The 15183-nt window shown below is 40.3% G+C and carries 14 protein-coding genes and 1 tRNA gene; 7 read left to right on the top strand and 8 right to left on the bottom strand.

Annotation, left to right across the window (positions count from 1 at the left end; all coding sequences use genetic code 11):
• Positions 1 to 186: 186 nt before the first annotated feature.
• Entirely contained in the window at positions 187 to 633 is a 447-nt protein-coding gene (locus HYU69_06330; protein MBI2269962.1) for a hypothetical protein, read from the top strand.
• Between the two features lie 526 nt (positions 634 to 1159).
• On the opposite strand, the gene HYU69_06325 is transcribed toward HYU69_06330, so the two are convergent.
• The 6 genes from HYU69_06325 to mutS form a co-directional block, all read right to left on the bottom strand.
• The gene (locus tag HYU69_06325; protein ID MBI2269961.1) at positions 1160 to 2341 is read right to left on the bottom strand and encodes a T9SS type A sorting domain-containing protein; all 1182 of its coding nucleotides are present in this window, start codon (positions 2339 to 2341) and stop codon (positions 1160 to 1162) included.
• 398 nt (positions 2342 to 2739) lie between these two features.
• Positions 2740 to 2812 (bottom strand) — tRNA-Gly (locus HYU69_06320).
• 191 nt (positions 2813 to 3003) lie between these two features.
• Entirely contained in the window at positions 3004 to 3198 is a 195-nt protein-coding gene (locus HYU69_06315; GenBank protein ID MBI2269960.1) for a cold shock domain-containing protein, read from the bottom strand.
• Positions 3199 to 3207: 9 nt separating this feature from the next.
• A complete protein-coding gene (locus tag HYU69_06310) occupies positions 3208 to 3390 on the bottom strand; it encodes a hypothetical protein (protein MBI2269959.1) in 183 nt (60 codons plus the stop codon).
• Positions 3391 to 3677: 287 nt separating this feature from the next.
• Positions 3678 to 4034, bottom strand: a complete 357-nt coding sequence (locus HYU69_06305) for a hypothetical protein (GenBank protein MBI2269958.1) — start codon at positions 4032 to 4034, stop codon at positions 3678 to 3680.
• 174 nt (positions 4035 to 4208) lie between these two features.
• On the bottom strand, positions 4209 to 6911 hold the full coding sequence (gene mutS, locus HYU69_06300; GenBank protein MBI2269957.1) for a DNA mismatch repair protein MutS: 2703 nt from the start codon (positions 6909 to 6911) through the stop codon (positions 4209 to 4211).
• A 162-nt stretch (positions 6912 to 7073) separates the two neighbouring features.
• On the opposite strand from mutS, the gene HYU69_06295 reads away from it, so the two are divergent.
• A complete protein-coding gene (locus HYU69_06295; GenBank protein MBI2269956.1) occupies positions 7074 to 7604 on the top strand; it encodes an RNA methyltransferase in 531 nt (176 codons plus the stop codon).
• Positions 7605 to 7682: 78 nt separating this feature from the next.
• Here the strand turns inward: HYU69_06295 and HYU69_06290 are convergent, their stop codons facing one another.
• Positions 7683 to 9416, bottom strand: coding sequence for a hypothetical protein (locus HYU69_06290; protein MBI2269955.1), 1734 nt, complete (start codon positions 9414 to 9416; stop codon positions 7683 to 7685).
• Positions 9417 to 9658: 242 nt separating this feature from the next.
• A complete protein-coding gene (gene folK / locus HYU69_06285) occupies positions 9659 to 10153 on the bottom strand; it encodes a 2-amino-4-hydroxy-6-hydroxymethyldihydropteridine diphosphokinase (protein MBI2269954.1) in 495 nt (164 codons plus the stop codon).
• Between the two features lie 328 nt (positions 10154 to 10481).
• Between folK and sppA the strand changes: the two genes are divergently transcribed.
• The 5 genes from sppA to HYU69_06260 all read left to right on the top strand — a co-directional run bounded on the left by sppA (position 10482) and on the right by HYU69_06260 (position 15111).
• On the top strand, positions 10482 to 12251 hold the full coding sequence (gene sppA / locus HYU69_06280) for a signal peptide peptidase SppA (protein ID MBI2269953.1): 1770 nt from the start codon (positions 10482 to 10484) through the stop codon (positions 12249 to 12251).
• An 81-nt stretch (positions 12252 to 12332) separates the two neighbouring features.
• On the top strand, positions 12333 to 12926 hold the full coding sequence (locus HYU69_06275) for a nicotinate-nucleotide adenylyltransferase (protein ID MBI2269952.1): 594 nt from the start codon (positions 12333 to 12335) through the stop codon (positions 12924 to 12926).
• A 168-nt stretch (positions 12927 to 13094) separates the two neighbouring features.
• Complete coding sequence (locus tag HYU69_06270) at positions 13095 to 13778, top strand: leucine-rich repeat domain-containing protein (GenBank protein ID MBI2269951.1); 684 nt, start codon at positions 13095 to 13097, stop codon at positions 13776 to 13778.
• A 68-nt stretch (positions 13779 to 13846) separates the two neighbouring features.
• A complete protein-coding gene (locus HYU69_06265; GenBank protein MBI2269950.1) occupies positions 13847 to 14677 on the top strand; it encodes a GntR family transcriptional regulator in 831 nt (276 codons plus the stop codon).
• Between the two features lie 5 nt (positions 14678 to 14682).
• Complete coding sequence (locus tag HYU69_06260) at positions 14683 to 15111, top strand: ATP-binding protein (GenBank protein ID MBI2269949.1); 429 nt, start codon at positions 14683 to 14685, stop codon at positions 15109 to 15111.
• Positions 15112 to 15183 lie beyond the last annotated feature (72 nt).

Genomic DNA, 15183 nt, shown 5'->3' with positions numbered 1-15183 from the left:
ACTCTTCAAAACCTTAGGAATGCAAATCCCGCCCAAAATTCTTAAGACAGAACCCAAAATGTAGTGGCACAAACCTAACCCCATGCCCGCAAACCCACATCATTGCTGAATTGTTAAAAATCAAGTGTCAAACTCGGGACCGAACAAAAACTTGATAAGCTCGTAACTTCATTCTTAGACGGCCTTTTGGAAAAAGGCGAATACGTCAAAAGAAAGGAAGAGCTTATCAAAACAAAAGTAGACCTTAATAAGCGTAAGGAGGATTTTGGACAAAAGGGCGCATTTTGGCTCGAACCATTGAAGGGCTGGGTAAAAGCTGCTAATGGCGCGGGAAAGATAGCTTTATCAGAAGATAATAATCAAATTAAAGCAATAATAGAAAAAGTTGGAACGAACCGCATTTTGAGGGCAAAAAAAATTGAGTTTGATTTTGTTCAACCCTATACAGAAGTGGCTAAACTAAAGGGATTAAAAGAAACAAGCCCCGCAGTTGCGGGGCTTGTTTTGGGAGACTCTGGTGGAGAATCTCCCGCATGGTACCCGGGACGGGACTTGAACCCGTACGGCCGTGAAGCCACAGGATTTTCTTACTCACTACAGCTTTCGCTGCTTCCGGTAAACCGGAATTTGTAGTCTGGACTATCTCTTTACCATACTCTGATGAATCAGAATTTAGGTACTTTCCGTTTAGTCTCTACACCTTCCCCAATTTCTTGGGGCTTGGATCGGGATTGCCATTTCTAACAATTGTTAGAAGAAGGTTTCCCCGAATTTGAAAAGTTCTACTTCCCTAATTTCTCAGGGAGCACTCAAATTTTAATTTAAGTCCTGCGTGTCTACCAGTTCCACCACCCAGGCAATGGGTCTTTTTATTTACTATCTCAAAGAGCGTTATTCTCATTCTTTTCCTAATAAGGCTTATAAATCCTTATTCATACCCCAGGTTTTAAGTCCTGCGTGTCTACCAGTTCCACCACCCAGACAAAGTACTTTTTATTTTAATATTTTCACTTCTAACTGCCCCACAATTTTATAGGGCTTAAAGTCCTGTTAAAAAAAGAACCCCCTAAAAAAATTTATTTTTAGGAGGATTTCATATTAAAATCACCCTTCAGCGGGACAAATGTAAGGAAAAAAGATTATTTAAATCGGTTTTCTATTACCACTTGTAGATTTTTCCTGTACCTATACCTGATTTGATCCAATAAACACCTGGCTCCAATTTCGACAAATTAATTACAGCTTTTGATTCACCTTCCACAGAAATATCAACCAAAGAAGTCACATCCTTTCCGGATAACTCAAATATTTTAACGTATTCCATTTCCATTTTATCAGCTTGCACAGTAACTCGATCATTTGTTGGATTGGGATATAATGAAAAGGGTGTACTTAATTTTGTCTCCGTAGTAACCGAGCTTATTGATGAATAAGTATAATTGCCATCAAAATCGGTCTGCTTTAACCTGTAATAAGAAACGCCTGCTAAAGGAATTTCATCTATGGAAGTATAGCTTATAAGTTCAGATGAATTACCAGCTCCTTTAATTTTTTCTACATATTCCCATCTCCTGGTATCCTTTGAACGTTCAACGATGAAATAGTCATTATTGATTTCAGAAGCGGTTTCCCACATTAATTTTACTCCTATATCTGTAGCAAGAGAACGGAAGTTTAACAATTTAATTGGAAGTGGATAATTAGCATCTCTTACCCACAGATGAAAGGAAGTTTCATTGGTAACTTCACCGGAATTCCATATTTCCCGTTGAGCGTCGGAGCTTTGTACCCAGTGGAATCCCCCTCCATTGCCACATGGGTGAAAAATATTCTGATGTAAATTTCCCACTCCATTGTTGCAACTGGCATCGCAGGTAAAACACCCTGCATTAGTACCAGTCCAGTCGTTATTGATTGCATTATCTACAGCACCCTGATCAAGTGTTTGGTTATTCTTAACTCTGGAAATAATAGTTGAATTCAATGTAACAACATCCACATTACCGGTGCTTGAAGATATTCTAACTTCAGTAATTGAAGCAAGTGATGCGAGAACAGTGGAGTTTAATATACCGCGACTGCCGGTAGTTAAACTGGTTCCTGCGGGCAAATCCCCGGTCCCGTTTCCAAAATCAATTGCCACTTGCACATATCCGTTTATATCTACATATGTATTAAATGTTACACCATCCAAATTAAAATAATATGTCCCAGCACTTGTAACTCCCAGAGTCTGACCAACAGCGGTGAAGGGATCCCCTGATGAGCCAGATTGCCCATGAGAAACTGTTGAAAACAAACTAATAAATAGAAATATTAATGTAATTCTCTTTTGTGTCATAGTTCTGAAAATAACCATTCGCAACTTCGGCGAATTTTTATTAAATAAAAATCCATAATGAGTTATTTTCTTACATCTGTATTACTCCTTTGAAAAATAATGTGAATCAAGGGTTGAAATTTATTGGCATCACTTCTGGATACGGCTTGAAATTGAGCCTCCCCGAAGTGACTCACAATTGTCAGTTCGAGCTCCTTCGGACGGGCTGGGAAGGTAACACCGACGCTAATAGTCTTGACGCTTCGTCCGCCGAAACTTTAACGAGGGTGGACATAAAGAATGATGAATTAAGAATGTAAAATAAAAGAGTATAAGCAGGTCTTAAAATCCTATTTTAGGCAATAAAAAAGTTCAAAGCTTAAAAGTTCAAAACGAACTTTAAACTTTGAACTCTTTCGAGCGGAAGACCGGTCTCGAACCGGCGACCTTAACCTTGGCAAGGTTACGCTCTACCAACTGAGCTACTTCCGCTTATGTACTCTTACACCTTGGCGCAAGAGGATTGCAAATGTAAACAAAAAAATAAAACCCACAAACAACTCTTTTTGCGAAATATGGTCGTAATATATTGGTAATTAGTTGTTTGTGGATTACAATGAGAAAGCTGTATATGCGGAACACTATTATGGTTGGTAAATAAGGATGTAATAGTACCGGACAAATTACTCAGCATGCTTTACATTAGTTGCATTCAAGCCTTTTTTGCCTTCTGTAATCTGGAAAGTTACTTTATCACCTTTACAGATTTCACACATCAATCCTGATTGATGAACAAAGATCTCTTCGCCTGTTTCATCAATCTTAATAAATCCATACCCGCTCATTTCATTGAATGACTTAACCGTTCCCGTTTGCATAAAGGAATGTTAAAATAAAGTATCTGTTGGCGTTTCCGATTGAGGTTGCTCGGGAGCTTCGTTCATTATCGGATCGTTATCGATAGTTGATGGAGTTATGATCTCGGTATAGCTGATTACTTCAACTTCCGCTGTCACTTTCTTTTTAGTTGCCTTTTTCTTTGCCGGTTTTTTTTTAGACTTTTTTGCCATGATGGGTAAGGGTTTGTATTGGGTTCTATTAGATAGCTAATTTAATAAATAATTTTTTGGGTTTACGACAAATTGAAGGTTAAATTTTTCTGCAAACCTGCCGGCAGGCTGCCGGAAGTGAAAAGAACGGAAAGCCTTTAAAAACAGGCAATTTCGGTGTTTTCTCATTTCTGTTTTTATGTTTTTGGACAAAAAGCATAAATGTTTATTCAAAAACAGGTATAATATGCCTTATTTAAAGAGGGTGAGTAAATAGAAGTATAAAAGCAATAAATAAACGCTAAAGCTTACATTTTAGTGGTTCTTGAAGAAGTAGCGAAATAGATAACAACAGCAGCTACCACAATACCCACAATGATGTATACGGGGTTTACCTGTACTCTCTTGCCTGCTTTGTTCGAGGCTTTTTTGTCCTGTCTTTTTTTATCTTCCTTTTTTACGTTTTCTGCTTTATCGCCTGGTGTAGTTATATGATCTCTGGGCTCGATTGTATTGACACTATTTTCATTTACGACTTTTGTATCATTTGCTCCAAGCGCAAATATATTTTGTTCCGATTCTTTAATGTTTGTTGGATGTGTGGCATTTTGTGATTGGCATGCAAACGCGATCACAAGAAACAGGAGAGAAAATATTTTTTTCATGTGTGCTGGTTTTGGTTTTTAAGGTGAACTAATGTAAGGAATATTTTAATTATACCCCAGCAAAAATGAATTTGCAAAAAGTAAATTGGCGGACCTGCGGGTATAACCGGTTCTGATTTCGGATGTATAGTGAACTCAATAGGAACCGGTTAAGAACAATTCTTTAAATGGGTATCAGGCACCAATAAGCTTTTTGATCTCATTCAATTTCATGAGCGCTTCTACAGGCGTTAATGTATTGATATCGGTATTTACGATCTCGTCCTTTATCTGCTCCAAAACAGGGTCGTTTAGTTGAAAAAAGCTGAGCTGCATATCGCTATTGGTTTCAAGTTCCGGGTTCCGGGCCTGCCCGCTGAAGGGCTGTTCGGCCCGCAGGCGGGTTCCGGGTTCACTTAACATCTGAGCTGCCGCCTGTCCGGCAGGCTTCTGTCTTCTGGCTCCTGACTCCTGGCTCCTGGCTTCCAGCTTCTTCAATATTTCTCCGGCCCTTTCAACTACTTTTCTGGGCATCCCGGCCATTTGTGCCACGTGGATACCAAAGCTATGCTCGCTGCCGCCCTGCACCAGTTTGCGCATAAATAATACTTTGTTGCCCAGTTCTTTTACCGATACATTGAAGTTTTTCACACGATTGAATGTGCTCGCTACATCGTTCAGTTCGTGGTAGTGTGTTGCAAAGAGCGTTTTGGCTTTCGCGGCCGGGTGTTCATGTAAAAATTCGACAATTGCCCAGGCAATAGAGATGCCATCATACGTACTGGTTCCGCGTCCGATTTCATCCAGCAGGATAAGGCTTCTGTCTGATACATTATTGAGGATGCTTGCTGTTTCATTCATCTCCACCATAAATGTTGATTCACCTGATGAAATATTATCGGAAGCACCTACTCGTGTAAATATCTTATCCACCAAACCAATATTGGCATGCCTGGCGGGAACAAAGCAGCCCATTTGTGCCATCAGTACGATCAATGCTGTTTGCCGCAAAAGCGCAGACTTACCCGACATGTTGGGACCCGTAATAATTATGATCTGTTGTGTATCATTATCCAGGTAAACATCATTAGCCACATACTCTTCGCCAATGGGCAGCTGGCGCTCAATAACAGGATGGCGGCCATCTTTTATATCAAGTATTTTGCTGTCGTTTATATGCGGGCGCACGTAATTATTTTTTAATGCCACAGATGCAAATGAAAGCAGGCAATCAATGCGTGCCACAAGCGAAGCGTTCAGTTGTATGGTAGCGATATAATCGCCCAGAGCGATCACCAGGTCATTGAACAGCCGCACTTCAAGTGCAAGTATTTTTTCTTCAGCACCCAGGATTTTTTCTTCGTATTGTTTCAGCTCTTCAGTAATATAACGTTCGGCATTGGTAAGGGTTTGTTTACGCATCCAGTCGCCGGGCACTTTATCCTTATGTGTATTTGTAACTTCCAGGTAATATCCAAACACGCTGTTAAAAGCGATTTTCAATGAAGGAATGTTTGTCCGTTCCGATTCGCGCTGTTGTATCTGCAGCAAATAGTCTTTCCCGGAGTAGGCAATTTTACGAAGCTCATCCAGTTCGGCATTCACGCCTTCCGCGATCACATTTCCTTTGTGTACCAAAAAAGGAGGCTCCGGTTGCAGCTCTTTCTCTATTTTATCTATAGCTGTTTTACAAGGGTTGAGCTGTTCAGCGATCTTCCTTAAAGAACTATTTTCTGCTTTGTCCAGCAATTCTTTTATAGGTTGAATGGCGGTTAAAGCCCGTTTTAATTGCGCTACTTCTTTAGGCGATATGCGCGCAGTGGCTACTTTTGAAACAATACGTTCCAGGTCACCTACGGATTCTATATAGGAACCTATCTGGTTCGCGATCTCTTCGTTCGTTAAAAAGTAGTCAACGCATTCAAGCCGGTCATCAATGGGTGTTTTGTCTTTTAATGGCAGGGCCAGCCAGCGTTTAAGCATGCGGGATCCCATGGGTGAAATGGTCTGGTCAATTACATTGATGAGTGTATTTGCGTTCTCATTATAAGACCCGAATAGTTCGAGGTTGCGTATTGTGAATTTATCCAGCCAAACGTATTTTTCTTCTTCAATGCGCGAAACGGCGGTGATGTGTTTTACTTTATCATGCTGTGTTTCGGCTAAGTAATGCAGCGCTACGCCGGCAGCAATAATACCTGTGTCGAGGTTTTCAATACCATAACCTTTAAGGGATTTGGTGTTAAAATGTTTCAGCAGGGATTCGTGGCCAAACTCATGTGTGAAAGCCCAATCATCGAGTCCGTATGAATAGAATTTTTCACCGAATGCCTCGAGAAATTGTTTCTTTTTGTTTTTCTGGAACAGCACTTCGCTGGGGCGGAAACTTTGCAGAAGTTTATCTACATATTCCAGTGTTCCCTGCGCAACAAGAAATTCACCGGTCGATACATCCAGGAAAGATACACCTGCAAGGTTGTCGTTTAGGGCAATGCTGGCGAGGAAATTATTTGTTTTGTGATCAAGTACTTTGTCATTGTATGAAACACCGGGAGTTACCAGTTCAGTAACTCCTCGTTTTACAATGGTTTTAGTCATTTTGGGATCTTCCAACTGGTCGCATATCGCAACGCGTTGTCCGGCCCGCACTAATTTTGGCAAATAGGTATCGAGTGAATGGTGGGGAAATCCTGCCAATTCTATGAATGAAGCTGAGCCATTGGCCCGCCGGGTAAGAACAATGCCCAGTATCCCCGATGTTTTAACAGCATCTTCTCCAAAAGTTTCATAAAAATCACCTACACGAAACAGCAACAATGCATCAGGATATTTTCCTTTAATCGCGTAATATTGCTTCATCAGCGGTGTTTCGACCGGAGATGCGGCACTTTTTATCATACTTCTGTTTACAGCCATTGAGCTAAAATACAAATACAATTTAAGTGCGTGTTTTAAAGTTTTTAACACCCCTGAATTGGTATTAGTTGACTGTTGGCAGTTTCTCAAGAAACTAACAACCAACAACTAATAACAGATATCTAAAATCCCCATCTTTGCAGCATGAGGAAATTATCAAACGAAGAGCTGAACCGGAAAACGGTAGATGAGTTTAAGCGATCATCTAAAACACCTATCGTTGTTGTGCTTGACAATATCCGCAGTTTGAATAATGTCGGTTCTGTATTTCGCACAGCTGATGCCTTCCTCGTCGAATCGTTGTATTTATGCGGTATTACAGGTGCACCGCCAAACAAGGAGATTCAAAAGACCGCATTGGGTTCGACAGATACGGTGGACTGGATGCATTTTAAAACTACTGCAGATGCCATTCAGCAGTTAAAGGAAAAAGGGTATAAAGTATATGCTGTTGAACAGGTTGATGGGTCAATTTGTTTGGATAAATTCAAGCCGGATACCGGCAGTAAAATTGCGGTTGTATTTGGCCATGAGGTGAAAGGGGTGGAGCAGGAGACCGTCAATTTATGCGATGGTGTAATCGAGATCCCCCAGGTTGGCACGAAGCATTCGCTGAATATAGCAATTAGTGTGGGGATCGTGATCTGGGATCTGTTTTTAAAACTCAGGCGGTAGTACGACTTTGTTTCCATTGGCATAAAATAAGAACGGCTCCGTTATCGGAGCCGTTCTTATTTTACATGGTAATAAGCTTTATTGTACTAATGCTTTAAAGTCAGCATTTTCTCTTAGCTTGATAAATTCAACATCGTCCGCTGCTTTTGACTTGAATATAGAATCTTTTCCAATAGCTGTTTTTAGATTATTGATAGCCATGTCAGATTTCCCGGTACGGGCACCAACAATAGCTTTCAGGTAATAACCCAAAGCAGTGTCTTTGTCATCAGAAGCATCAATCGTTTGAACCGCGGCATCCGCGCTGCCGTTCAATACTTTTGCAAGAGCCATGTTAAACGCTTCATAGCTTCCGAAGTTTGATACCGCGCTGGCGTAGCTGCCATTCATGATATCAATGATGCCCATATTGTAATTAACTTCAGGGCCTGCACCGGCAGCATCTTTGTAAAATGCTGTTGCCTTGTTACGATCGCCTTTCCAGCGGGCAACAATACCCTGGTTATTTTTAACTGCTGTGTTTTTTGCATCCAGTTTAGCCGCGTTATCGAATTGAACTTCTGCGTCATTTACTTTGTTCTGCATTAAGTAAATACAACCTGTGTTGTTGATCGCTCTCCAGTCTGTAGGATACATTCTTTCAGCTGCTTTGTAAATGCTGAGTTTGGTGTTCATATCCTTTGTAAGATTGGCGCCTGCATACAATAACTCTTCAACAGAAAGGCTGTCAGGAGTGGAGGTGGCCAATTTAATAATCTGATCATCAGTTCTGCTCAATTCTTCGCCGTTTAGTGTGATCATTGATCTCCTCAATTTTGGAAGTATCTTGTCTGATACCTCAGTATATGTTTTAGAAAGATTTTTTATTTCTTTTTCACGTTGGTCAAGGTCAGAATACATGGTCAGTACACGCAGAATAAGTTCTTTATCCTTTATTTCTGATTGTTCCATCATTGTCTTGAAGCCTTCCCAGTCTTCACCTTTACCAATATTTGTATAAAATTCTTCTTTCTGACCGGCTTCAAATTTTGTTTTCTTGTCCTTGAACATACCCATCAGCGCTTTAGAGGCCGAAGTGGCACGTTCTGTAGCTAAGTTAGAGTTGAGGCTCTGTTCGCCATCCGGAGAAGCATAGGCGGAAATAGAAATATTTTTAAGCATATAACCTTTTGCAAGTCCTTTTTCGACAAACTCTTTGAATGCTTTCATTTCGGTATTATTCATCTCACCAGGACGAACATTTGATTGATTTACAACATAGTAAATAACAGAGTTAGCGGAAACCGGTTTGGTTTTGGTAAAGGCATCCTTGCCCATGATAGATTTCTCATCACTTTTAACAAGTAAAGAAGTAACCATTGTTCCATCAGCAATTTTTGCCATTGGCAATTCTTTTACCTTTTTCTTCACCTGGCCAGAAGCCTTAACTTCAACAGTGGCCTTTTCCATGCCATTTACATAAGCTGTACGATCCGAGTAGGAGAAACTTCCGCCCATTGCATAAGGAATTTTCGTTCCTGTACCAACCGCTTTTTCGCCAATGACAGTAGTTGGTTTAAGTTCCTTTTCACCACCGTTATATTTAATTACAGGGGTAACTGTAAGTGTAACTTTTTTACCAAAATATTTTGGCGGGAATTTGCCTGCTACAGTAACTGTTACAGTATCGCCATGCATTTCAATAGGATTCGGCGTAACTGTGTACTGAACGGTATTGGCTTTTTTTACCATTTTACCCAATCCGTCGCAGGCTGTAAATCCGATGGCTGCAATTACTGCAAGCCCCAGAGTTTGTAACGTTCTATTTTTCATTAGTAAAAGTTTTTCTTGTTTGGTGTTTGGTTGAAGGTTTTCTTCAGACAGGTGCAAAAATAAGCATTTTTTTAAAATAAGAAAGATATTTGTAAGTTTCTTATTATGAAACGAGTAGGACAGGCGAATAGGGTCAGAAAAATGATATGCAGCGGGTTCACTGCCTGTCACGCGCGGACTTATAACGGCAGGCAGGCATCTGTTCTTTGAAAGCGAATAAATGGTACTTCAGACGAAGTAGTTTAGTTGATTTTTGTAACGGCGAGGGTATCCGTACAATTTTTGGCCAAATGTTCAATGTTTTTACCTGTTACAGGGTGTTTGTGATCGGGGGCCAGCTCTAACATAGGTTTTAAAGCAAAGTTTCGCTCATGCAGATGAGGGTGAGGTATTGTAAGTTGTTCATTTTGAATGGTATCGTTGTTGTAAAATAGAATATCTATGTCAATTATACGTGGAGCCCATTTTTCAGCTTCATTTTCACCGCGTTTTCGGCCTAAAAGGCGTTCAATGGCCAGCAATTCGTGTAATAGTATAGTAGGTTCCATGTGAGTTTCGATCAAAACAGCCTGGTTGAAAAAATTTTGTTGATCGGGGTTGCCCCAGGGAGCTGTTTCATATACCGATGAGCTTTTTATCACCTTGCCGGCATAATTTTCAATATGCTGCAATGCGTCTAAAAGATTCTGTCGGCGGTTGCCGGAATTGGATCCTAATAAGAGGTAGGCCTTTTTCATAAATTATGGTGTTAAATAACAAAAATTTTCACTTTCAGGCAAACTTTATTATTAGCATAAGATTAACAATTACCCAAATTGAGCTAGGAGTTTTGGCGGAACTCAGTGAGCCCGAATTGATAGCATTTGGGTTATCTCAAAACGTAATGGCAATAAATAATTATGTTGTTGATTTCGCATTGCGTTATCCAGGGTTATTCAAAACGAACGAAATATTAAAGCATTCTTGACTTAACCGTTCTCATTCTGCACATACCGTTCATACAATATTAAGAGAGGCTTGAATATTATTAATTAATTTTACTTAAAAATTTAACACTATATTATTATGAAGCAGTTTTTTAAATATGTATTAGCTACAGTCACAGGTTTAATTATCACGCTGGTGCTGGTGGTGCTTTTTTTTGTTGTTCTTATTGCCGGTATTATTTCTTCGGCATCAGAAGAGAAATCGATTACTGTTAAGCCCAACTCAGTGCTGCATTTGAAATTTGAAACGCTCATTAGTGAACGAACACCCAAAAATCCATTCAGGAATTTTGATTTTTCTTCTATGTCCGGTAAAAAAGAGATCGGACTTAACGATATTCTTGAAAACATAAAAAAGGCAAAAACAGATGCGGATATCAAAGGTATTTACATCGACATGAGCCGGCTTCTTGCTGGTATTGCTACTATTGAAGAAATTCGGAACGCGCTTATTGATTTTAAAACCTCGGGAAAATTTATTTTAGCGTACAGTGAATCGTACCGCCAGGGTGCCTATTACTTGTCGAGCGTGGCCGATAAAATTTACCTGAACCCCGAAGGTAATCTGGATTGGAAAGGATTGAGTGCGCAGATGATGTTTTTTAAAGGCACTTTGGAAAAACTGGAAATAAGCGCTCAGATTTTTCGTCATGGTAAATTTAAAAGTGCTATTGAGCCATTTGACCTGGACAAGATGAGTGCAGCCAATCGCCTGCAAACAATGACATATTTGAATGCGATCTGGGATCACATAGTGGATGGTATTTCAAAAAGCCGGCATATTCCGGCGGATAAATTGAATCAAATTGCTGATCAGTTAAGTATCCGCCAACCCGAAGATGCAGTGAAGTTTAAAATGGTTGATGGGCTTAAATACAAAGATGAAATTATTGCCGAGCTGAAAAACAAACTTGGTCTGAAAGAAAAGGAGAAGATCAATTATGTGGATATAAGTGATTACACGCATTCACGCAGCAAAGAAAAAAGATTAGGTAAAGAAAAGATAGCCGTTATTTATGCTACAGGGGCCATCGGCGGCGGGGAGGGCGATGACGACTCTATGGGATCAGAGCGTATTTCAAGAACCATTCGTGAAGCGCGTTCGGACAGCAACATAAAAGCCATTGTGCTTCGTGTGAATTCACCGGGCGGCAGTGCGCTTGCTTCGGATGTTATCTGGCGGGAAGTATTCCTTGCAAAAAAGGTTAAGCCGATTGTTGTATCGATGGGTGATGTGGCGGCTTCGGGAGGCTATTATATTTCATGCGCCGCCGATGTTATTGTTGCGGAACCGAACACGATCACAGGTTCTATAGGTGTATTCGGCATACTTCCGAACGCGCAAAAATTCTTTAATAACAAATTGGGCATCACTATTGATACAGCAAATACCAACAGGCATGCAGATATCGGGAGTGTTTACCGGCCCGTTACTACTGAAGAGAATCAGTTCATACAGGAAAGTGTGGAAAATATTTACAATGTGTTTATCGGTAAAGTAGCCGATGGTCGCAAAAAAACAACTGCCGAAATTGACAGTATAGGGCAGGGCAGGGTATGGAGTGGGATTGACGCGAAAAGGATTGGTCTCGTGGATGAATTAGGAGGCATTAACGATGCCATTAAGATCGCGGCTAAGAAAGCAAAGCTGGATAAATATAAAATTGTGGAACTGCCTAAGCAAAAAGAAATTTTAGAAGAGCTGCTGAAAGACATCAGTGATGATATTGAAACCAAAATGCTGAAAAAACAACTGGGCGAAACGTATGATCATTATATGCATTATAAAGAAATGATCGATCTGAAAGGTATGCAGGCGCGTATGCCTTATGAAGTGGTGCTGTATTAACGAATAACGAATTGGTACGAATTTACGAATGAGTAAATTGTCGGGTTATTCGTAAATTCGTTTTTTATTCGTTATTCGTTGATGAAAATCGGTTTATTCTTCGGTTCTTTCAATCCCATCCATATTGGCCATATGGCCATTGCAAATTACATGGTTGCTTTCACCGGCATTCAGCAGGTGTGGTTCGTGGTATCACCGCACAATCCGTTGAAAGAGAAAAAAACGTTGTTGTCCGATATGCATCGGTTACGTTTGGTGAGAGAGGCTATCGCGGATGATGCCCGCTTTAAGGCCAGTAATATTGAGTTCAAATTGCCCCGGCCATCTTATACGATCAATACACTTGCCTATTTAAAGGAAAAGTATCCGGCTAACCAATTTGCGCTTATTATCGGTATGGATAATTTGCAAACATTTCACAAGTGGAAAAATTACGAAGAGATTTTGAAGCAATACGAGCTATATGTTTATCCGCGGCAAACTGGTACTCCCTCCCTGAAGGAGAGCGGTGGAGTGAGGCCCGATCACCCCAAAGTAAAATTGACCGGGGCTCCGATCATGGAAATATCCTCAACATTTATACGTGAAGCTATTCGTGATAAAAAAGATATACGTCATTATTTGCCCGAAGCAGTTTATAAATACATTGTTGAAATGCATTTTTACGAAAAATGATGCTGTCGTTCAGGGCCTGCGTTTATTATCAACGAATAACGAAGGGATACGAATTTAATAGGGTTGTTGATTTATTAAGTTTGAACATTCGTAATAGTTATTTTTTTATTCGTAATTCGTTGATGGTGCATTAACTTTGTAGCTTTACTAAACACAATATTCTTCATAATGAAAATTAAAATTTATACAATAATTATCGCTGCAATAGCTGCTGTTGAAGTTAATGCCCAGGTAAAGTGGCCGGGAATTGATTATAACATCAGGAATGTCTACCCGGTTTATACCGATCTGTCACTTGCACTTAGGGAGCCTGACAAAGTGATGGCCCTCGATCTGAGTAATAAATTTTTAATGGCATATCCCGAAGAGCTGGCGAAACTTCTGAATCTGCGCGTGCTTATCCTTGATAACAATCAAATACCGGAATTGCCGGTTTCTATTTTGGCTTTGAAAAACCTGGAGGTACTTAGTTTGTCCGGCAACCAGTTGATGCTGCTTCCGTATGAAGTGGCACGACTACCTTTATTGAAAGAGCTGCGTGTTGACCACAATTACCTGCCTTTTTTGCCGGTGGATATAGGAACCCTGGGGAAACTTGAACTCCTTGATGCAAGTAATAATGTTCTGGAGACCTTGCCAAAAGAGCTTGGTAAGCTTTCACTCCTGAAATATTTGAACATCAGTAATAATCAACTGGTTGAAATACCAAACGAATTATCGGGACTGGTTAATCTGTTACGACTGGATGTAAGCTATAATAAATTGAACAACATACCCCCTAAACTGACCAAATTAAAACAATTGAAGATAAATGTGGAGGGCAACCTCATTGAGGCACCGAAAGGGAAATAGCCATGCCCCGTCGTGCGCAAAAACTGACGATCAGTCACTCGCAAATTATCTACGTATGAACGAATTTTATGACTGAAATAGGAAAACTGAATACGTTACGTGTTGTTAAAGAACTTGATTTCGGGATCTACCTGGATGGGGAGCAGCTGGGTGAAATATTAATGCCGCGCAGATATGTGCCCGCAGGCACTAAGCCGGGGGATAAACTGGAAGTATTTATTTACCTTGATTCGGAAGATCGCTTTATTGCCACAACCGAAAGGCCATTTGCATCGGTTGGTGATTTTGCCCTGCTTGATGTGGTTGGTGTTAATTCAGTTGGCGCTTTTTTAGATTGGGGTCTGCCGAAGGATTTGCTGGTTCCGTTTCGTGAACAAAAGCAAAAACTGGAAGTTGGAAAATCTTATGTTGTGTTTGTTTACCTTGATGTTGAAACGAATCGCATTGTTGCATCAGCCAAACCGGAGAAATTCCTGGACCGATCCCCTGCTGATTTTGAAGAAGGTGAGGGGGTAGATTTGTTGATCCTCAGTAAGACCGACCTTGGTTACAAAGCCATGATAAACAAAACGCATACGGGGGTGTTGTATAAAAATGAAGTGTTTGAATCGCTCGAAAAAGGACAGCAGCTTAAAGGATATATTCGTAAAATCAGGCCCGATGGAAAAGTTGATCTCATACTACATAAACCCGGCTACGAAAAGGTGGATGATATTTCGAAACAGATATTGGATAAGCTGAAAGAGAAAAGCGGATTTATCGCGCTCAATGACAAAAGTTCAGCCGAAAGCATTTACGAAATGTTCCGCGTCAGCAAAAAGACGTATAAAAAAGCGATTGGAGCTTTATATCGCGAGCGTGTTATCACAATTGAAGATGCCGGTATACGGCTAAACTAAGATTAATGAAGCCTGGACTTCAACACCAATGCTCTTTAATATTACTTCGTGGTTTGCCCGGTAGCGGAAAATCAACACTTGCCGCATTACTCAGTGAAAATGGCAAATATCCTGTCCTTTCCATTGACAGTTATTTCACCCATGTGCATACAGGAGAATATAATTTTGATCATAAAAAAAACCACCTGGCTTATACGCAATGTGAAAAACAAACAAAGGGAAAAATGGAAATGGGTTGCCCCAAAATTTTGGTTGACAATACATTTACATTGGAATGGGAAATGGAACCTTATTTTAAACTCGCTGCTGAATATGATTACAGGATATTTGTGATTACTGTCGAGAACCGGCATGGGGGCAAAAACATTCACAATATTTCCATAGCGCAGATGGAAAAAATGGCTGATAAGTATAAGGTTAAGCTGATGCCATAATGACTCCGCTCCGCCCGGCGTGACCTGTAATATAGCTGGAAAAGAAGTTGAGGGTCGATAGAATAATATATC

It is taken from the genome of Bacteroidota bacterium, assembly GCA_016183775.1.
In the GTDB taxonomy this organism is placed as follows: domain Bacteria; phylum Bacteroidota; class Bacteroidia; order JABDFU01; family JABDFU01; genus JABDFU01.
The sequence above is the reverse complement of the archived record's forward strand: the minus strand, read 5'-3'. Positions and strand labels throughout refer to the sequence as shown.

Excerpts from the sequence above, each read along its gene's own strand:
- HYU69_06290 (MBI2269955.1), bottom strand. The coding sequence starts at position 9,416 with ATGAAAAATAGAACGTTACAAACTCTGGGGCTTGCAGTAATTGCAGCC.
- HYU69_06305 (MBI2269958.1), bottom strand. The coding sequence starts at position 4,034 with ATGAAAAAAATATTTTCTCTCCTGTTTCTTGTGATCGCGTTTGCATGC.
- HYU69_06315 (MBI2269960.1), bottom strand. The coding sequence starts at position 3,198 with ATGCAAACGGGAACGGTTAAGTCATTCAATGAAATGAGCGGGTATGGA.
- HYU69_06275 (MBI2269952.1), top strand. The coding sequence starts at position 12,333 with ATGAAAATCGGTTTATTCTTCGGTTCTTTCAATCCCATCCATATTGGC.
- mutS (MBI2269957.1), bottom strand. The coding sequence starts at position 6,911 with ATGATAAAAAGTGCCGCATCTCCGGTCGAAACACCGCTGATGAAGCAA.
- sppA (MBI2269953.1), top strand. The coding sequence starts at position 10,482 with ATGAAGCAGTTTTTTAAATATGTATTAGCTACAGTCACAGGTTTAATT.
- HYU69_06270 (MBI2269951.1), top strand. The coding sequence starts at position 13,095 with ATGAAAATTAAAATTTATACAATAATTATCGCTGCAATAGCTGCTGTT.
- HYU69_06310 (MBI2269959.1), bottom strand. The coding sequence starts at position 3,390 with ATGGCAAAAAAGTCTAAAAAAAAACCGGCAAAGAAAAAGGCAACTAAA.
- folK (MBI2269954.1), bottom strand. The coding sequence starts at position 10,153 with ATGAAAAAGGCCTACCTCTTATTAGGATCCAATTCCGGCAACCGCCGA.
- HYU69_06265 (MBI2269950.1), top strand. The coding sequence starts at position 13,847 with ATGACTGAAATAGGAAAACTGAATACGTTACGTGTTGTTAAAGAACTT.
- HYU69_06295 (MBI2269956.1), top strand. The coding sequence starts at position 7,074 with ATGAGGAAATTATCAAACGAAGAGCTGAACCGGAAAACGGTAGATGAG.
- HYU69_06325 (MBI2269961.1), bottom strand. The coding sequence starts at position 2,341 with ATGACACAAAAGAGAATTACATTAATATTTCTATTTATTAGTTTGTTT.
- HYU69_06260 (MBI2269949.1), top strand. The coding sequence starts at position 14,683 with ATGAAGCCTGGACTTCAACACCAATGCTCTTTAATATTACTTCGTGGT.